The following is an 18,097-nucleotide window of genomic DNA, read 5'->3' as shown; positions in this document are numbered from 1 at the left end:
TTGCGCCTTGTCGCTGCTGCGTGTGGTTGGTAAAGTAAGCGGATTTTGTTTTCCGCCCCAGCTTTCAGGATTATCCCTTAGTATGTTGAAAAAATTTCGTGGCATGTTTTCCAATGACCTGTCCATTGACCTGGGTACCGCGAATACCCTTATTTATGTAAAAGGACAAGGCATCGTATTGAATGAGCCTTCTGTTGTGGCCATTCGTCAGGATCGTGCAGGCTCGCCGAAAAGCGTGGCCGCAGTGGGTCATGACGCGAAGCAGATGCTGGGTCGTACCCCTGGCAACATCGCCGCTATTCGCCCAATGAAAGACGGCGTTATCGCTGATTTCTTCGTGACTGAAAAAATGCTTCAGCACTTCATCAAGCAGGTTCACAGCAACAGCTTCATGCGCCCAAGCCCGCGTGTTCTGGTGTGTGTGCCGGTTGGCGCAACCCAGGTAGAACGTCGCGCAATCCGTGAATCTGCCCAGGGTGCAGGCGCACGTGAAGTGTTCCTGATTGAAGAGCCAATGGCTGCGGCAATCGGTGCGGGTCTGCCAGTTTCTGAAGCCACCGGTTCTATGGTGGTGGATATCGGTGGTGGTACCACTGAAGTGGCCGTTATCTCACTGAACGGCGTGGTGTACTCCTCCTCCGTACGTATCGGTGGTGACCGCTTCGATGAAGCCATCATCAATTACGTGCGCCGTAACTACGGCTCTCTGATCGGTGAAGCCACCGCAGAGCGTATCAAACACGAAATCGGTTCTGCATATCCGGGCGATGAAGTGCGTGAGATCGAAGTGCGTGGCCGTAACCTGGCGGAAGGTGTTCCACGCGGCTTTACCCTGAACTCCAACGAAATTCTGGAAGCACTGCAGGAACCACTGACGGGCATCGTGAGCGCGGTAATGGTTGCGCTGGAACAGTGCCCACCAGAGCTGGCGTCCGACATCTCCGAGCGCGGTATGGTTCTGACCGGTGGTGGTGCGCTGCTGCGTAACCTCGACCGCCTGTTGATGGAAGAGACAGGTATTCCTGTCGTAGTTGCAGAAGATCCACTGACTTGCGTCGCCCGCGGTGGTGGCAAGGCGCTGGAAATGATCGACATGCACGGCGGCGACTTGTTCAGCGAAGAGTAGTCATGGTGAAAGGGTAGCGAATCGCTACCCTTTCTCTCTGACACGAGAATACGCATAGCCTATGAAGCCAATTTTTAGCCGTGGCCCATCGCTACAGTTTCGCCTCATTCTGGCGGTTCTGGTTGCGCTTGGCGTCATTATTGCCGATAGCCGCCTCGGTACGTTCAGCCAGATCCGAACGTACATGGATACCGCCGTCAGTCCTTTCTACTTTATATCAAATGGTCCCCGTGAACTGCTCGACTCCGTTTCTCAAACGCTGTCTTCACGAGACCAGCTCGAACTTGAAAACCGGGCATTACGCCAGGAATTGCTGCTGAAAAACAGCGAACTGCTGATGCTGGGGCAATACAAGCAGGAAAACGCGCGTCTGCGTGAACTGCTCGGCTCGCCGCTGCGTCAGGACGAGCAGAAGATGGTTACCCAGGTGATCTCCACCGTGAACGACCCTTACAGCGATCAGGTTGTGATCGACAAAGGGAGCGTGAACGGGGTGTATGAAGGTCAGCCCGTCATTAGTGATAAGGGCGTAGTAGGCCAGGTCGTTGCCGTCGCCAAACTGACCAGCCGCGTGCTGCTGATTTGCGACGCCACCCACGCACTGCCGATCCAGGTCCTGCGTAACGATATCCGCGTGATTGCGGCCGGTAACGGCTGCACGGACGATCTGCAGCTGGAACATCTGCCTGCTAACACGGACATCCGTGTCGGCGACGTGCTGGTGACGTCCGGTCTCGGTGGACGCTTCCCTGAAGGTTACCCGGTTGCGGTGGTCTCTTCGGTTAAGCTGGATACGCAGCGTGCATACACCGTGATTCAGGCCCGTCCAACCGCCGGTTTACAGCGTCTGCGCTACCTGCTGCTGCTCTGGGGGGCCGATCGTAACGGTGCTAACCCGATGACGCCTGAAGAGGTGCATCGCGTGGCGAACGAACGCCTGATGCAGATGATGCCGCAGGTTCTTCCGCCAGCGGACTCTATGGGGCCGCCTGCGCCCGTGCCTGCGCCGGCAACCGGGTTAACGCAGCCGCAGCCTGATGCGCCGCCACCGCCTAAACTCTCTTCGGGAGGGCAGTAGTGGCAAGCTATCGTAGCCAGGGACGCTGGGTCATCTGGCTCTCGTTCCTCATTGCACTGTTGCTGCAGATTATGCCCTGGCCGGATAACATTCTCGTTTTCCGGCCAAACTGGGTCTTGCTCATTTTACTTTACTGGATCCTTGCCCTGCCGCATCGCGTAAATGTCGGCACGGGTTTTGTGATGGGTGCCATACTGGATCTCATTAGTGGCTCTACGCTGGGCGTGCGCGCCCTGTCCATGAGCATTATTGCGTACCTCGTCGCACTGAAATTCCAGCTCTTCCGTAACCTCGCGCTCTGGCAACAGGCCCTGGTCGTGATGCTGTTGTCGCTTGCTGCGGATATCGTTGTTTTCTGGGCAGAGTTTTTAGTGATCAACGTCTCTTTCCGACCGGAAGTGTTCTGGAGTAGTGTAGTAAACGGTGTGCTCTGGCCGTGGCTATTCCTGCTGATGCGTAAGGTTCGCCAGCAGTTTGCTGTGCAATAAAAGGTTTCTATGACGTCTCTGTATCTTGCTTCCGGCTCCCCGCGCCGTCAGGAACTCCTGACGCAGTTAGGGGTCTCTTTTGAACGCATCGTGACCGGCATTGAAGAAAAACGTGCTGAGGGCGAAAGTGCTCAGCAGTACGTGTCTCGCCTGGCACGCGAGAAAGCGCAGGCGGGCGTGGCCTGTGTGCCGCGCGATCTGCCCGTGCTGGGAGCAGATACCATCGTTATCCTTAACGGTGAAGTCCTCGAGAAACCGCATGACGCCGGCCATGCGGCGCGCATGCTGCGCAAGATGTCCGGGCAAACGCACCAGGTGATGACGGCCGTCGCGCTGGCGGACAGCCAGCACGTGCTGGATTGCCTGGTGGTTACGGATGTCACGTTCAGAGTGATTACCGACGACGAGATCGCCGCTTATATTGCCAGCGGTGAACCGATGGATAAAGCAGGTGCATACGGTATTCAAGGGTTGGGTGGCTGTTTTGTCAGGAAGATTAATGGCAGCTATCACGCCGTAGTCGGCTTACCGCTGGTGGAAACGTATGAGTTGCTGAGCAATTTTAACTCACTGCGTGAGGGAAGGGATAATTATGACGGCTGAATTGTTGGTAAACGTAACGCCATCGGAAACCCGTGTGGCCTATATTGACGGTGGCATTCTTCAGGAAATTCATATTGAGCGTGAAGCGCGGCGCGGAATAGTAGGCAATATCTACAAAGGTCGTGTCAGTCGTGTACTGCCGGGTATGCAGGCGGCTTTTGTAGATATTGGACTGGATAAGGCGGCATTTTTACATGCCTCCGACATCATGCCGCACACCGAGTGCGTCGCGGGCGAAGAGCAAAAGCAGTTTGCCGTGCGCGACATTTCCGAGCTGGTGCGTCAGGGCCAGGACTTAATGGTGCAGGTGGTGAAAGATCCCCTTGGCACCAAAGGTGCCCGTCTGACCACCGACATTACCTTACCTTCCCGCTATCTGGTCTTTATGCCCGGCGCGTCACACGTGGGCGTTTCGCAGCGTATTGAGAGCGAAAGCGAGCGCGAGCGGCTGAAGAAAGTGGTCAGCGCCTACTGCGATGAACAGGGCGGGTTTATTATCCGTACCGCTGCAGAAGGGATCAGCGAAGAAGACCTGGCGTCGGATGCGGCTTACCTGAAGCGCGTCTGGACCAAAGTGATGGAGCGTAAAAAACGCAACCAGACTCGCTACCAGCTGTACGGTGAGCTGGCGCTTGCGCAGCGCGTGCTGCGTGATTTTGCCGACGCGCAGCTCGACCGCATCCGCGTGGACTCTCGCCTGACATATGAAGCGCTGCTGGAGTTTACCGCTGAATACATCCCGGAAATGCCGGGCCTGCTGGAGCATTACACCGGGCGTCAGCCGATCTTCGATCTCTATGATGTCGAAAACGAGATCCAGCGAGCCCTGGAGCGTAAGGTTGAGCTGAAGTCCGGCGGCTATCTGATCATCGATCAGACCGAAGCGATGACCACCGTCGATATCAACACCGGCGCGTTTGTCGGTCATCGCAATCTGGACGACACCATCTTCAACACCAACATCGAAGCCACGCAGGCGATTGCGCGTCAGCTTCGTTTGCGCAACCTCGGCGGCATTATCATCATCGACTTTATCGATATGAGTAATGAAGACCATCGTCGTCGTGTGCTGCACTCGCTGGAACAGGCGCTGAGTAAAGATCGCGTGAAGACCAGCATCAACGGCTTCTCGCAGCTCGGCCTGGTGGAAATGACCCGGAAACGGACCCGCGAAAGCGTGGAACATGTCCTGTGTAATGAGTGTCCAACCTGCCATGGACGCGGAACGGTAAAGACGGTGGAGACGGTCTGCTACGAGATCATGCGTGAAATTGTCCGTGTCCATCATGCCTACGACTCAGACCGTTTTCTGGTCTATGCTTCCCCTGCGGTGGCTGAAGCCCTGAAAGGCGAAGAGTCGCACGCGCTGGCGGAAGTGGAAATCTTTGTCGGCAAACAGGTAAAAGTACAAATTGAACCGCTCTATAACCAGGAGCAGTTTGACGTCGTAATGATGTAAAACGCAGTACGCTGCGTGACGAAAGCTGACAAGGAGAGATGCGTGAGGCGATTGCCGGGGATTTTAGTGCTTACAGGGGCAACGCTGGTCGTGATTGTCGCGTTGCTCGTGAGCGGGCTACGCCTCGTTTTACCGCATCTGGACAGCTGGCGTCCGCAGCTGCTGGCGAAAATCGAATCCACCACCGGCGTGCCGGTCGACGTAAGCCAGGTTAGCGCCAGCTGGCAGAATTTTGGCCCGACGCTGGATGTCCGTGACATCAACGCCAGCCTGAAAGATGGCGGTCATCTCAAAATCAAACGCGTAACCCTGGCGCTGGACGTCTGGCAAAGCCTGCTGCATCTGCGCTGGCAGTTTCGCGATCTCACCTTTTATCAACTCCAGTTTCTGACCAATACGCCGCTGACTGGCGGTGATAACAATCAGGGCCTGGAAGCCAACCGCTTCAGCGATCTCTTCCTCCGCCAGTTCGATCATTTCGATCTGCGCGACAGCGAAGTGAGCTTTATTACCCTTTCCGGTCAGCGCGCCGAGCTGGCGATCCCACAGCTGACCTGGCTCAACGGTAAGGATCGGCACCGCGCCGAGGGGCAGGTCAATCTTTCCAGCCTGAACGGCCAGCACGGCGTCATGCAGGTGCGTATGGACTTGCGTGACGATGACGGCCTGTTAAACAACGGCAAAGTCTGGCTGCAGGCCGACGATGTGGATGTAAAGCCCTGGCTCGGCGACTGGCTGCAGCAAAACATGCAGCTGGAAACCGCCCGTTTCAGCCTTGAGGGCTGGATGACCCTGACGAAAGGGAAATTTGCCAGCGGCGATATCTGGCTGAAGCAAGGGGGCGCGAGCTGGAAGGGGGAAAGACAGCAGCATCAGCTTTCCGTCGATAACCTCACCGCGCACGTGACGCAGGAAAAAGAGGGCTGGCAGTTCGCCATCCCGGATACGCGCATCACGATGGACGGCAAGCCGTGGCCGCGCGGTGCGCTGACGCTGGCCTGGATGCCGGAGCAGGACGTGGGCGGTGCGGCGAGCAAACGCAGCGATGAGCTGCGCATCCGCGCCAGTAACCTGGATCTGGCGGCCATTGAAGGCCTGCGCTCCATGGCGGCAAAGCTCTCTCCGGACCTGGGCGAGATCTGGCTGGCAACGCAGCCGAGCGGAAAAATTGATTCTCTGGCGCTGGATATCCCGCTTCAGGCGACGGAAAAAACCCGTTTCCAGGCAACATGGAAAGATCTTGCCTGGAAGCAGTGGAAGATGCTGCCGGGCGCGGAGCATTTCAGCGGCAAGCTGGAAGGCAGCGTGGAGAACGGCAGGCTCACGGCCGATATGCACAACGCTAAAATGCCTTACGAGACGGTCTTCCGCGCGCCGCTGGAAATTGAACAGGGCAGCGCGGTGCTTAACTGGCTCCGTAACGATAAGGGCTTCCAGCTTGATGGTCGCCATATCGACGTCAAAGCCAAAGCGGTACACGCGCGGGGTGACTTCCGCTATTTACAGCCGCAGGGTGACGAACCGTGGCTGGGCATTCTGGCCGGGATCAGTACCGATGACGGTTCTCAGGCCTGGCGCTATTTCCCGGAAAATCTGATGGGTAAAGCGCTGGTCGACTATCTGAGCGGCGCAATTCAGGGCGGTCAGGCGGAAAACGCCACGCTGGTCTACGGCGGTAACCCGCATCTTTTCCCGTACAAACATAATGAGGGGCAGTTCCAGGTGCTGGTGCCGCTGCACGACGCCACCTTCGCGTTCCAGCCGGGCTGGCCCGCGCTGAAAAACCTGGATATCGAGCTTAACTTCCTCAACGACGGATTATGGATGAGGGCGGACAGCGTTGCGCTGGGAGGCGTAACGGCCAGCAACCTGACGGCCAACATCCCGGACTACTCAAAAGAGAAGCTGCTGATTGATGCCGACATCAACGGCCCGGGGAAAGCGGTGGGGCCGTACTTTGAGGAGACGCCACTCAAAGAGTCGCTGGCGGCGACCCTTCAGCAGCTCCAGCTCGATGGCGATGTGAATGCTCGCTTACATCTGGATATCCCGCTGGACGGTGAAATGACAACCGCCAAAGGTGACGTCCGTCTGAAGAACAACAGCCTGTACATTAAACCGCTTGATAGCACCCTGAAAGACCTCAGCGGACAGTTCAGCTTTGTGAACGGTAATTTGAAAAGCGAACCGCTGACCGCCAGCTGGTTTAATCAGCCGGTGAATATCGACTTCTCAACAGCCGAGGGGCAAAAGGCTTATCAGGTGGCCGTTAATCTGGACGGCAACTGGCAGCCGTCGCGTATGGACGTCCTGCCGAAGCCGATTGAGGCGTCAGTAGCGGGCGCGGTCGCCTGGCAGGGCAAAGTGGCAATCGACCTGCCTTATCACGCGGGTGCACACTATAAGGTCGACATTACGGGTGACCTGAAGAATCTTCAAAGCCAGCTGCCTGCGCCGCTGGATAAACAGGCCGGACAGCCGCTGCCGGTGAAGCTTAACGTGGATGGCAATCTGGACAGCTTCGCGCTGACCGGAAGCGCGGGCGGAACAAACCACTTTAACAGCCGCTGGCTGCTTAACCGCAAGCTTACCCTCGACAAAGCCATCTGGACGACGGACAGCAAAACCACGCCGCCGTTGCCTGAGCATGCGGGCGTTGAGCTGAATCTCCCGCCGATGGACGGCGCAGAGTGGCTGGCGCTGTTCCAGAAAGGCGTTGGGCAAAACGTTGATGAGGCCGCCCAGTTCCCGCAGACCATTACCGTACGCACGCCGTCGCTGATGCTGGGCGGACAGCAGTGGAACAATCTGAGCATTGTCTCCCAGCCAACCGCTAACGGCTCAAAAGTGGAGGCGCAGGGCCGGGAAATCAACGGCACGCTGACCATGCGCAATAACGCGCCGTGGCAGGCAGCGATCCGCTATCTCTACTACAACCCGGCTGCTGCGAGTAAAGATAAACCGGCGAATACATCGCCGCTGAGTAATACTACTCGCGTCGATTTTAGCGGCTGGCCCGATCTGCAGCTGCGCTGCGCGGAGTGCTGGCTGTGGGGGCAAAAATATGGCCGTATCGACGGTGATTTTGCCATCCAGGGGAATACGCTCAAGCTCTCCGGCGGATTGATCGACACCGGCTTTGGCCGCATGACGGCGGGTGGAGAGTGGGTGAATAACCCGGGCGAGCAGCGCACGTCCCTGAAGGGCGACATTAAAGGCAACAAGCTGGATGCGGCAGCCAACTTCTTTGGCATCAGCACGCCGCTGCGCGGCTCCTCGTTTAACGTTAATTACGATCTTCACTGGCGTGCCGCACCGTGGACACCGGACGAAGCGTCACTGAACGGTATTCTGAAAACACACTTTGGCAAAGGTGAAATCGCCGATGTGAGCACGGGGCGCGCCGGGCAGATCCTGCGCCTCCTCAGCTTTGATGCGCTGCTGCGCAAGCTGCGCTTCGATTTCAGCGACACCTTCAGCGAAGGTTTCTATTACGATTCCATCCGCAGTACGGCGTGGATCAAGGACGGCGTTCTGCACACGGACGACACGCTGGTGGATGGGCTGGAAGCGGACATCGCCATGAAAGGCTCAGTCAACCTCGTGCGTCGCGAGCTGGATATGGAAGCCGTGGTGGCGCCGGAAATTTCCGCCAGCGTGGGCGTGGCGGCGGCCTTTGTGGTTAACCCGATTGTCGGTGCGGCGGTGTTTGCCGCCAGTAAAGTGCTGGGGCCGCTGTGGAGCAAGGTCTCCATTCTGCGCTACCGCATTACCGGTCCGGTGGATAAACCGCAGATTAACGAGGTGCTGCGCCAGCCGCGCAAAGATGCACAGCAATGATTTGACGTGGGCTGGTAATTGCCTCACTCTCAATAAATACGATCTTTATACCGCCACGGGCGGCAACGAACGAGTAGCAATACGATGAGTCTGAACCTGGTAAGTGAACATTTGCTCGCAGCGAACGGCCTGAGCCATCAGGACCTGTTCTCCATTCTTGGTCAACTGACCGAACGCCGTCTCGACTACGGCGATCTCTATTTCCAGTCGAGCTATCACGAATCCTGGGTTTTAGAAGACAGCATCATCAAAGATGGCTCATATAACATTGACCAGGGCGTCGGCGTGCGCGCCATCAGCGGCGAAAAAACCGGTTTTGCCTATGCCGACCAGATTAGCCTGGCCGCGCTTGAGCAGAGCGCTCAGGCCGCGCGTACCATTGTGCGCGATGCCGGCGACGGTCGCGTGAAAACCCTGGGTGAAGTGCAGCACTCCGCGCTTTATACCAGCATCGACCCGCTGCAGAGCATGAGCCGTGAAGAGAAGCTGGACATCCTGCGCCGCGTGGACAAAGTGGCCCGCGCCGCCGACAAACGTGTTCAGGAAGTCTCCGCCAGCCTGAGCGGTGTGTATGAACTGATTCTGGTGGCGGCAACGGACGGTACGCTGGCGGCCGATGTGCGTCCGCTGGTGCGTCTCTCCATCAGCGTGCAGGTCGATGACAACGGCAAACGCGAGCGCGGCTCAAGCGGCGGCGGCGGTCGTTTCGGCTATGACTGGTTCCTGGGTGATGTTGACGGCGAAGCGCGCGCTGACGCGTGGGCTAAAGAAGCCGTGCGCATGGCGCTGGTGAATCTTAATGCTGTTGCGGCGCCGGCCGGGACATTCCCGGTGGTGCTGGGCGCAGGCTGGCCGGGCGTGCTGCTGCACGAAGCGGTGGGCCACGGTCTGGAAGGCGATTTTAACCGTCGTGGGACGTCCGTGTTCAGCGGCCAGATCGGACAGCTCGTCTCCTCTGAGCTTTGCACCGTAGTAGATGATGGCACCATGCTTGACCGCCGCGGCTCGATTTCTATCGACGATGAAGGTACGCCAGGCCAGTACAACGTGCTGATCGAAAACGGCGTTCTGAAAGGCTACATGCAGGACAAACTCAACGCGCGCCTGATGGGCGTAGCGCCAACGGGTAACGGCCGCCGTGAATCTTACGCGCACCTGCCGATGCCGCGCATGACCAACACTTATATGCTGCCGGGCAAATCCACGCCGCAGGAGATTATCGAATCCGTGGATTACGGTATCTTTGCGCCAAACTTTGGCGGCGGCCAGGTGGATATCACATCCGGTAAGTTTGTCTTCTCGACTTCAGAAGCGTACCTGATTGAGAAGGGCAAAGTGACCAAAGCGGTGAAGGGCGCGACGCTGATTGGCTCCGGCATTGAAGCGATGCAGCAGATTTCCATGGTCGGTAACGATCTGAAGCTGGATAACGGCGTGGGTGTTTGCGGTAAAGAAGGCCAGAGCCTGCCGGTTGGTGTGGGTCAGCCAACGCTGAAAGTGGATAATCTGACGGTGGGCGGCACGGCCTGACCTGAGCAAACATAAAAAATGGCGCTACAGATGTAGCGCCATTTTTTTAACGTAAGTTACCCAGCGGGATCTCCGGATCCGGCTCGTGAGTAATGCGGTTACGCAAGTCACGTCGAATGATTTCGATCGACCAGAACCAGACCAGATGACCCACGATCTCTGACACGTGTTCATACCAGGGCAGATCAAACAGCGGTGGCGTCAGCCCCATCAGCGGGAAGGAGAGCATGTGAACAAAAAGCTGTGCCAATGCACCCGCCAGCAAACCCTGCCAGAGTTTAATTTTCGGGAAGACTTCAGCAACGACACAATACCCAACCGCGAAGACGATTGAGAAAATAATATGCGTGACGCCGACCCAGTTAAATATATGTCCGGCAAAGGTATAAACTGCTGCGTTAGGATCAACTACGCCCAGCCAGTCGCGTAAAAAAACATAGGGTGGATTTAAAAAATTGCGGGAGCAATCTATTTGGCCTGCGGCTCTTATTAATTGCTCAGGGCCGCATGCGCCGGTAAATAAATCGGTGGGACTGCGTGGCGGGAGTGGTACCTCGGCTCCCCATTTGACAAACGCGGAGACAATTCCTGCAATTAAGCCAATGAACGCGGCGAGTCCGTAGCGCCTGCGTGACGGCGGTGTTTGTTCAAATAGATTCATTTCGTTTCCTTGTTTAACGTCATCCTGCGAAATACATTTTATTATTCAAATCAGCAACAAAATAATAACAGTCTGAATGCCAGACTGTTTATAAGGTAAAGGGCAGGCGGCGGCAGTGTCAATTCGCTATTCCTGATAGAAGCTAAAGAATATTCCTGGATGAAGGCCGGCTTCATCCTGAAATATTAATGGCGCGGATATTTCAGAAATTAATTACTTATTCCTTTCTTCTTCCGCGCATTCCCTGAAACAGCTCTGCTACGTCGACAAAATAGTCGGTCAGATAGTTAATACACACCTGTACTTTGAGGGGCAGCTTGTCCTTCTCGGTATACAGGGCGTAGACCGGGCGTGGATCGGACTGATAGCGCGGGAAGAGGATCTCCAGCACGCCGCTGTTGATCTCATTGATCACCCACATCAGCGGCACGTAGGCGATCCCGGCGCCGGCCACCAGCCAGCGCGAAATGGTCATCGGATCGTTGGTGACGAACCGGCCTTCCGGCAGCAGCCTGGTGGAGATCCCTTCCGGAGCAATCAGTTCAAATTCATTATCGGGGCGGACGCTGTACTCCAGCCAGGAGTGGTTAGCGAGATCGGCAGGTTTCTCCGGCACACCGTACTGCGCCAGATAGCTCTTCGAGGCACAGACCACCATCGGCATGCTTCCGAGGCGACGTGAGAACAGGCTGGAGTCCTGCAACGCGCCAACGCGGATCACCACGTCTAATCCATCGGCGATCAGGTCTGGGGCAGGGATGCCCGTCACCAGATTGACGGTAAGCCCAGGGTACTCTTTCAGCATGTCCGCCGTCATGGCAGCGAGAACATTTTGTGCCATAGTTGAAGAACACCCTATACGCAGCGTGCCGATGGGCGTGTTGTTAAAGGCATAGAGTTGTTCGTGAACATCCTGCACTTCATGCAGCATGCGGCGACAGCCCTGATAGTAAATTTTACCGGCTTCCGTCAACCCGATGCTGCGGGTGCTGCGGTTGAGCAGCTTAACCTGAAGCTCATCTTCCAGTTTGGACACCGTCTGGCTGATGGATGAGACGCTCATCTGAAGCTGGCGCGCAGCGGCGGTAAATGAGCCGAGTTCAACCACTTTGGCGAAGACGGACATGCGTTTTAAACGTTCCATTGTTCACTCTGGCTTAAAAGTGATTTAGATCACATATGATAGATAACAGCATAACAGTTACGTTAATATATTATTAATTACATAACGGCTGCGCCATTCTCGCCCGGCGTTTCTTGCTCTCCTGCGGTGGCGTGCGCTAAAAAATTCTGAAGCCTGCACTCTCTCTTATCAAGGTCAACATGAGTCTGTTTCCCGTTATCGTGGTGTTCGGTCTGTCGTTCCCACCGATATTTTTCGAGCTTCTTTTATCACTGGCGATCTTCTGGCTGGTGCGCAAGGTGCTGGTCCCTACCGGGATCTACGATTTCGTCTGGCACCCTGCATTGTTCAATACCGCGCTGTATTGCTGCCTGTTTTACCTGATATCGCGCATGTTTGTCTGAGGTTGATGTGAAAACGCTAACAAGAAAAATCTCCCGCACCGCCATTACCATGGCGCTGGTTATCCTCGCGTTCATCGCTATTTTTCGCGCCTGGGTTTATTACACCGAATCACCGTGGACGCGTGACGCGCGCTTTAGCGCCGATGTGGTGGCAATTGCCCCCGACGTGGCCGGCCTTATCACGGCGGTTAACGTTCACGATAACCAGCTGGTGAAGAAAGATCAGGTCCTGTTCACCATCGACCAGCCTCGTTACCAGAAGGCGCTGGAGGAAGCAGAAGCAGACGTGGCCTATTACCAGGCGCTGGCCGCAGAGAAACGCCGTGAGGCAGGCCGTCGTAACCAGCTTGGCGTTCAGGCCATGTCCCGCGAAGAGATTGACCAGTCCAACAACGTGCTGCAAACCGTGCTGCACCAGTTAGCGAAAGCGCAGGCAACGCGCGATCTGGCGAAGCTCGACCTAGAGCGTACCGTGATCCGCGCGCCGGCCGATGGCTGGGTGACCAACCTGAACGTCTATGCCGGGGAGTTTATCACCCGTGGCTCAACCGCCGTGGCGCTGGTTAAACAGAACTCCTTCTACGTGCTCGCCTATATGGAAGAGACCAAGCTGGAGGGCGTTCGTCCGGGTTATCGCGCAGAAGTCACGCCGCTTGGCAGCAACCGCGTCTTTAAAGGTACCGTCGACAGCGTTGCCGCAGGGGTAACCAACTCCAGCAGCTCTAACGATGCCAAAGGGATGGCGACGGTGGATTCTAACCTGGAGTGGGTGCGTCTGGCGCAACGCGTGCCGGTACGTATTCATCTGGATGAGCAGCAGGGCAACCTGTGGCCAGCGGGTACCACGGCGACGGTGGTGATCACCGGAGAAAAAGATCGGGATGCCAGCCAGGACTCCCTCTTCCGTAAAATTGCCCATCGCCTGCGCGAGTTTGGTTAATCGCCATGGGTATCTTTTCCATCGCCAGCCAGCACATTCGCTTCGCCGTGAAGCTGGCGTGCGCCATCGTGCTGGCGCTGTTCGTTGGCTTCCACTTCCAGCTTGAAACCCCTCGCTGGGCGGTGCTGACCGCCGCGATTGTCGCGGCGGGCCCTGCCTTCGCCGCGGGTGGAGAACCCTACTCTGGTGCGATCCGCTATCGCGGGATGCTGCGTATCATCGGGACGTTTATCGGCTGTTTCGCGGCGCTGACCATTATTATTCTGATGATCCGCACGCCGCTGCTGATGCTAATGGTGTGCTGCATCTGGGCAGGCTTCTGCACCTGGGTCTCGTCTCTGGTAAAAGTGGAGAACTCCTACGCCTGGGGGCTGGCGGGCTATACCGCGCTGATCATTGTCATCACCATCCAAAGCGAACCGCTGCTCGCGCCGCAGTTTGCCGTGGAGCGCTGCAGCGAGATTGTGATTGGTATTGTCTGCGCGATCGTGGCTGACCTGCTTTTCTCCCCGCGCTCGATCAAGCAAGAGGTGGATCGCGAGCTGGACGCGCTGATCGTTGCCCAGTACCAGCTGATGCAGCTGTGCATTAAACACGGCGACAGCGAAGAGGTGGATAAAGCCTGGAGCGGGCTGGTTCGTCGTACGCAGGCGCTGGAAGGGATGCGCAGCAACCTCAATATGGAGTCGTCTCGCTGGGCGCGGGCGAATCGTCGCCTTAAAGCCCTGAATACCGTCTCCTTAACGCTGATTACCCAGGCCTGCGAAACCTATCTTATCCAGAACACCCGCCCGGAAGCGGTCACCGACACGTTCCGTGAGCTGTTTGCCGAGCCGGTAGAGACCGTACAGGACGTGCATAAGCAGCTTAAGCGCATGCGCCGGGTGATTGCCTGGACCGGGGAGCGCGAGACGCCGGTGACGATCTACACCTGGGTTGGGGCCGCAACGCGCTATCTGCTGCTTAAGCGCGGCGTGATCGGTAACACCAAAATCAGCGCGGCGGAAGAAGAGGTGCTCCAGGGCGAAGTGGTGATCAAGGCGGAGTCTGCCGAGCGCCATCACGCGATGGTCAACTTCTGGCGTACCACGCTTGCCTGTATGCTCGGCACGCTGTTCTGGCTGTGGACGGGCTGGACGTCCGGCAGCGGCGCGATGGTGATGATTGCCGTCGTGACCGCACTGGCGATGCGTCTGCCTAACCCGCGCATGGTCGCCATTGATTTCCTCTACGGCACCATCGCCGCGCTGCCGATAGGCGCGCTCTATTTCCTGGTCATCATCCCGTCGACGCAGCAGAGCATGCTGCTGCTCTGTATTAGCCTGGCAGTGATGGCGTTCTTTATCGGCATTGAAGTGCAAAAGCGCCGCCTGGGATCGCTGGGGGCGCTGGCGAGTACGATTAACATCATCGTGCTGGATAACCCGATGACCTTCCACTTCAGCCAGTTCCTCGACAGCGCGCTGGGTCAGCTGGTGGGCTGCTTCCTGGCGATGATGGTGATTCTGCTGGTCCGGGATAACTCGCAGGCGCGGACGGGGCGCGTATTGCTGAACCAGTTTGTATCGGCTGCCGTGTCGTCGATGACTACCAATACCGCGCGTCGTAAAGAGAACCACCTGCCCGCGCTCTACCAGCAGCTGTTTTTACTGCTGAACAAGTTCCCGGGCGACATAGCGAAGTTCCGCCTGGCGTTAACCATGATCATCGCGCACCAGCGTCTGCGCAACGCGCCGGTGCCGATCAACGACGATCTCTCGGCCTTCCACCGTCAGCTGCGTCGTACCGCCGACCATGTGCTTTCCGCCAGCAGTGACGACAAACGCCGTCGTTACTTTACCCAACTGCTTGAAGAACTGGATATTTATCAGGAAAAACTCAAGCACTGGCAAGCGCCGCCACAGGTGACCGAGCCGGTAGGGCGGCTGGTGTTTATGCTGCATCGCTACCAGAATGCCCTCACGGATAACTGACTGAAGTAAAAAAACCGACGCCAAAAGCGCCGGTTTTTTTGTGGCTATACTTATTCCAGCACGTACTTACATTCAGGAAGGGAGGACACATGACGACTCAGGCGCTTCAGGACAACACCCTTTTTCAGACCGGCTATCTGGTCGACGGCATCTGGAAAACGCTGGACACAACGTTTGATGTGCTGAACCCCGCGACCGGTGAGGTCATCGCTAAAGTTGCGAAAGCGGGGAAAGCGCAAACCGAAGAAGCGATCGCAGCGGCCACCAAAGCCTTCCCGGCATGGCGTGCCAAAACCGCGAAAGAGCGTTCGGCGATTCTGTACCGCTGGTACGAACTGATTATTGAAAATAAAAGCTGGCTCGGGCGGTTAATGACCACCGAGCAGGGCAAGCCCCTGAAAGAGGCGGAAGGGGAAGTGGAGTATGCCGCCAGCTTTATCCAGTGGTTTGCCGAAGAGGCCAAGCGCGCGAACGGTGAGATTATTCCGCCAATCAAGCCCGGCTCGCGCATTCTGGCGACCCGTGAGCCCATCGGCGTGGTCGCGGCCATCACGCCGTGGAACTTCCCGATGGCGATGCTCACCCGCAAGCTAGGCCCGGCGCTGGCAGCCGGGTGTACCGGTGTCATCAAACCGGCCAATAACACGCCGCTCAGCGCCTTTGCGCTGCTGACGCTGGCAAAACAGGCGGGCGTGCCCGACGGTGTGCTCAACGCGGTGGCCGGAAATACCCATGAAATCAGCGATGCGATCATGGCCAGCCACGATGTGCGTAAAATCTCCTTTACCGGTTCGACCTCCGTCGGCAAAACGCTGGTGCGCAACGCCGCAGAAACCATGAAAAAAGTCTCGATGGAGCTGGGGGGAAATGCTCCGTATATCGTCTTTGAGGATGCCGACATCGAGGCTGCGGTAAAAGGCGCAATTGCCAATAAATTCCGCAATGCCGGGCAGGTCTGCGTCAGCGTGAACCGCTTCTACATTCAGGAAACCGTCTACGACAAGTTTGTGAATAAGCTCGCAGATGCGGTTAATGCCCTTAAGGTGGGGAATGGCCTTGAGGACGGCGTCGTCGTCGGGCCGCTGATTGAATCCGCCGCGGTCGACAAGGTCCGTGAGCATGTTGAAGATGCTGTCACACGAGGGGCGACCGTGCTGGCGGGCGGCAAACCCCATCCGCTGGGCGGTAATTTCTGGATGCCAACCGTGCTGGGCGACTGTCACGAAGGCATGAAGCTGGCAGAAGAAGAGACGTTTGGTCCGGTTGCGGCGTGTTTCCGCTTCACCTCGGAAGATGAAGTTATCCAGCGTGCGAATAACACGCCTTATGGGCTGGCGGCTTACTTCTACACCCAGAACCTTTCCCGGGTTTTCCGCGTTTCACAGGCCATCGAGAGCGGGATGATTGGCATTAACGAGTGCGCCGTTTCCACCGAGCTGGGGCCTTTCGGCGGAGTAAAAGAGTCCGGTCTTGGACGTGAGGGATCCGTGCTGGGGCTGGAAGAGTATCTGGAAGTTAAAACCCTGCATATCGGGGGATTATAATAGACTGGGCGGCATCTGCCGCCCGCCTGGACTGGGTGGCTGGCAATGAAAACCTATACTTTTGATTTTGACGAAATCGACAGTCAGGAAGACTTTTATCGGGAATTTATCCGGGCGTTTAATCTTGAACGGGAAAGCGTGACCAATCTGGATACGCTGTGGGACGTGGTCACCGGCAGCATGCTGCCGCTACCGCTGGAGATTGAGTTTATCCATCTGCCCGATAAGCTGCGCAGACGTTTCGGCGCGCTGATATTACTCTTCGATGAAGCGGAGGAAGAGCTTGAAGGACAGCTTCGCTTTAACGCGCGGCATTAAATGAAAAAAGCCCCTGACCACGAGGCCAGGGGCAAGTCGTATGATGAGATACGACGAGGGTTTATTTATACAGTTCAGCCGTGGCGTGCCAGTGGTCACCCTGATTCAGTTCGGTGACGCGATAGCTGCTGGCGCCTGCTTTTTCAGCTTTGGCGGCAAGTTCCTGACGAATGTCCATCGGGGAGCCGGTGACTGACGTTACGGAGACGCTGCCCATTGGCTGCAGATTTTGTGCCTGATCGGCATTCACTTGCTGTACGGCTGCGCTTGCGCCGAAAGAGAGAGCGGATGCCAGACCCAGGGTTGCGATGATCAATTTGGTTTTCATAGTCTTTACTCCTGAACAGGTTTTTGCTCAACGGCGAGAAGGGTTGAACTGCTATTTTTATGCCTGGTGCCGTTGAGTGGAGAGTTATGTCTTCAGTGATTACTTAAACTTATTTGTACAGCTCGGCGGTAGCGTGCCAGTGGTCACCGGAACGTGCTTCGATAATGCGATAGGATGACGCACCTTTTTCTTCCGCTTTTTTGTTCAGCATCTCATGCATGTCCATTGGAGACGTGCCAACAGCGCCGACAGAAACCGTACCGATTGCCTCACGGGATTGCGCCTGGTCAGCATTAATAGCGTCAGCCGCGAAAGCACCGAAGGACAGGACAGACAGGACGCTCAGCGCCGCTACAGTAGTTTTGATTTTCATGATTCTTACCTCGTCGAATTTTTTAGTGGGGTCTTGTTTCGTGACCCTCATCACAAAATCAAGTATACACTAATAACGTAAAAAATTAATACCAGACTAATGGTTTCCCTTGTTATTACGTGTTAAACACGCTTTTTTTTATAACCTAATTGCATAATGTTGGGTGTTTTGTGAGCAATTTGTGCTGGTATTTATAAGAAAATCATAGGGATAATGCTTTTTGATTTTTTGTGCGATTTACGGGATTGCTATTCACTGGATGAATGTTAATGAGTGGTAAAAAGCACTAATCGTCAAAGCAAGGGCAGT

At 56.4% G+C, this 18,097-nt stretch carries 16 protein-coding genes; 12 read left to right on the top strand and 4 right to left on the bottom strand.

The window, feature by feature from the left end:
- Nucleotides 1–82: 82 nt before the first annotated feature.
- From mreB to tldD, 7 genes are all read left to right on the top strand, one after another.
- Entirely contained in the window at nt 83–1,126 is a 1,044-nt protein-coding gene (gene mreB / locus AC2FAJ_RS14415; protein WP_000913396.1) for a rod shape-determining protein MreB, read from the top strand.
- A gap of 61 nt (nt 1,127–1,187) precedes the next feature.
- Nucleotides 1,188–2,204 (top strand): rod shape-determining protein MreC, encoded by a 1,017-nt coding sequence (gene mreC, locus AC2FAJ_RS14410; RefSeq protein WP_028014605.1) that lies wholly within the window; start codon nt 1,188–1,190, stop codon nt 2,202–2,204.
- Entirely contained in the window at nt 2,204–2,692 is a 489-nt protein-coding gene (gene mreD, locus AC2FAJ_RS14405; protein ID WP_008502849.1) for a rod shape-determining protein MreD, read from the top strand. Before mreC ends, mreD begins: the two co-directional genes overlap by 1 nt.
- 9 nt (nt 2,693–2,701) lie before the next feature.
- Complete coding sequence (locus AC2FAJ_RS14400; RefSeq protein WP_041907832.1) at nt 2,702–3,295, top strand: Maf family protein; 594 nt, start codon at nt 2,702–2,704, stop codon at nt 3,293–3,295.
- Complete coding sequence (rng, locus tag AC2FAJ_RS14395) at nt 3,285–4,754, top strand: ribonuclease G (RefSeq protein WP_008502847.1); 1,470 nt, start codon at nt 3,285–3,287, stop codon at nt 4,752–4,754. The genes AC2FAJ_RS14400 and rng overlap by 11 nt, the downstream gene beginning before the upstream one ends.
- A 42-nt stretch (nt 4,755–4,796) precedes the next feature.
- On the top strand, nt 4,797–8,594 hold the full coding sequence (gene yhdP / locus AC2FAJ_RS14390) for an AsmA2 domain-containing protein YhdP (RefSeq protein WP_485454254.1): 3,798 nt from the start codon (nt 4,797–4,799) through the stop codon (nt 8,592–8,594).
- 84 nt (nt 8,595–8,678) lie between these two features.
- Nucleotides 8,679–10,124: a metalloprotease TldD gene (gene tldD / locus AC2FAJ_RS14385; protein WP_028014602.1), complete on the top strand. Its 1,446-nt coding sequence runs from the start codon at nt 8,679–8,681 to the stop codon at nt 10,122–10,124.
- A 46-nt stretch (nt 10,125–10,170) separates the two neighbouring features.
- Here the strand turns inward: tldD and AC2FAJ_RS14380 are convergent, their stop codons facing one another.
- Both AC2FAJ_RS14380 and aaeR read right to left on the bottom strand, forming a co-directional pair.
- Entirely contained in the window at nt 10,171–10,785 is a 615-nt protein-coding gene (locus AC2FAJ_RS14380; RefSeq protein ID WP_032644925.1) for a YagU family protein, read from the bottom strand.
- Between the two features lie 217 nt (nt 10,786–11,002).
- Nucleotides 11,003–11,929, bottom strand: a complete 927-nt coding sequence (aaeR, locus tag AC2FAJ_RS14375) for an HTH-type transcriptional activator AaeR (protein WP_028014600.1) — start codon at nt 11,927–11,929, stop codon at nt 11,003–11,005.
- 179 nt (nt 11,930–12,108) lie between these two features.
- Here aaeR and aaeX point away from each other — a divergent pair, with 179 nt between their 5' ends.
- The 5 genes from aaeX to AC2FAJ_RS14350 all read left to right on the top strand — a co-directional run bounded on the left by aaeX (nt 12,109) and on the right by AC2FAJ_RS14350 (nt 17,087).
- On the top strand, nt 12,109–12,312 hold the full coding sequence (gene aaeX, locus AC2FAJ_RS14370) for a p-hydroxybenzoic acid efflux pump operon protein AaeX (protein WP_003860416.1): 204 nt from the start codon (nt 12,109–12,111) through the stop codon (nt 12,310–12,312).
- A gap of 7 nt (nt 12,313–12,319) precedes the next feature.
- A complete protein-coding gene (gene aaeA / locus AC2FAJ_RS14365) occupies nt 12,320–13,252 on the top strand; it encodes a p-hydroxybenzoic acid efflux pump subunit AaeA (RefSeq protein ID WP_028014599.1) in 933 nt (310 codons plus the stop codon).
- Between the two features lie 5 nt (nt 13,253–13,257).
- Entirely contained in the window at nt 13,258–15,225 is a 1,968-nt protein-coding gene (gene aaeB / locus AC2FAJ_RS14360; protein ID WP_047364742.1) for a p-hydroxybenzoic acid efflux pump subunit AaeB, read from the top strand.
- Between the two features lie 89 nt (nt 15,226–15,314).
- Nucleotides 15,315–16,769 (top strand): NAD-dependent succinate-semialdehyde dehydrogenase, encoded by a 1,455-nt coding sequence (locus tag AC2FAJ_RS14355; protein ID WP_028014597.1) that lies wholly within the window; start codon nt 15,315–15,317, stop codon nt 16,767–16,769.
- Nucleotides 16,770–16,814: 45 nt separating this feature from the next.
- A complete protein-coding gene (locus AC2FAJ_RS14350; RefSeq protein WP_485454253.1) occupies nt 16,815–17,087 on the top strand; it encodes a barstar family protein in 273 nt (90 codons plus the stop codon).
- 61 nt (nt 17,088–17,148) lie between these two features.
- Here the strand turns inward: AC2FAJ_RS14350 and yhcN (AC2FAJ_RS14345) are convergent, their stop codons facing one another.
- Both yhcN (AC2FAJ_RS14345) and yhcN (AC2FAJ_RS14340) read right to left on the bottom strand, forming a co-directional pair.
- Nucleotides 17,149–17,415 carry a peroxide/acid stress response protein YhcN gene (gene yhcN, locus AC2FAJ_RS14345; RefSeq protein WP_028014595.1) on the bottom strand — a complete coding sequence of 89 codons (267 nt, stop codon included), beginning with the start codon at nt 17,413–17,415 and terminating at the stop codon, nt 17,149–17,151.
- Between the two features lie 109 nt (nt 17,416–17,524).
- On the bottom strand, nt 17,525–17,788 hold the full coding sequence (gene yhcN / locus AC2FAJ_RS14340; protein WP_014885423.1) for a peroxide/acid stress response protein YhcN: 264 nt from the start codon (nt 17,786–17,788) through the stop codon (nt 17,525–17,527).
- Between the last annotated feature and the right edge of the window lie 309 nt (nt 17,789–18,097).

It is taken from the genome of Enterobacter cloacae complex sp. 385G4, from assembly GCF_057320665.1.
Note: the sequence above shows the minus strand (reverse complement) of the source record. Positions and strands in the feature narration are given on the sequence as shown.

What these genes read in the sequence shown, in the direction of transcription:
- mreB (WP_000913396.1), top strand. Translation starts at nt 83, where the DNA reads ATGTTGAAAAAATTTCGTGGCATGTTTTCCAATGACCTGTCCATTGAC.
- mreC (WP_028014605.1), top strand. Translation starts at nt 1,188, where the DNA reads ATGAAGCCAATTTTTAGCCGTGGCCCATCGCTACAGTTTCGCCTCATT.
- AC2FAJ_RS14400 (WP_041907832.1), top strand. Translation starts at nt 2,702, where the DNA reads ATGACGTCTCTGTATCTTGCTTCCGGCTCCCCGCGCCGTCAGGAACTC.
- rng (WP_008502847.1), top strand. Translation starts at nt 3,285, where the DNA reads ATGACGGCTGAATTGTTGGTAAACGTAACGCCATCGGAAACCCGTGTG.
- tldD (WP_028014602.1), top strand. Translation starts at nt 8,679, where the DNA reads ATGAGTCTGAACCTGGTAAGTGAACATTTGCTCGCAGCGAACGGCCTG.
- AC2FAJ_RS14380 (WP_032644925.1), bottom strand. Translation starts at nt 10,785, where the DNA reads ATGAATCTATTTGAACAAACACCGCCGTCACGCAGGCGCTACGGACTC.
- aaeR (WP_028014600.1), bottom strand. Translation starts at nt 11,929, where the DNA reads ATGGAACGTTTAAAACGCATGTCCGTCTTCGCCAAAGTGGTTGAACTC.
- aaeX (WP_003860416.1), top strand. Translation starts at nt 12,109, where the DNA reads ATGAGTCTGTTTCCCGTTATCGTGGTGTTCGGTCTGTCGTTCCCACCG.
- aaeB (WP_047364742.1), top strand. Translation starts at nt 13,258, where the DNA reads ATGGGTATCTTTTCCATCGCCAGCCAGCACATTCGCTTCGCCGTGAAG.
- AC2FAJ_RS14355 (WP_028014597.1), top strand. Translation starts at nt 15,315, where the DNA reads ATGACGACTCAGGCGCTTCAGGACAACACCCTTTTTCAGACCGGCTAT.
- AC2FAJ_RS14350 (WP_485454253.1), top strand. Translation starts at nt 16,815, where the DNA reads ATGAAAACCTATACTTTTGATTTTGACGAAATCGACAGTCAGGAAGAC.
- yhcN (WP_028014595.1), bottom strand. Translation starts at nt 17,415, where the DNA reads ATGAAAACCAAATTGATCATCGCAACCCTGGGTCTGGCATCCGCTCTC.
- yhcN (WP_014885423.1), bottom strand. Translation starts at nt 17,788, where the DNA reads ATGAAAATCAAAACTACTGTAGCGGCGCTGAGCGTCCTGTCTGTCCTG.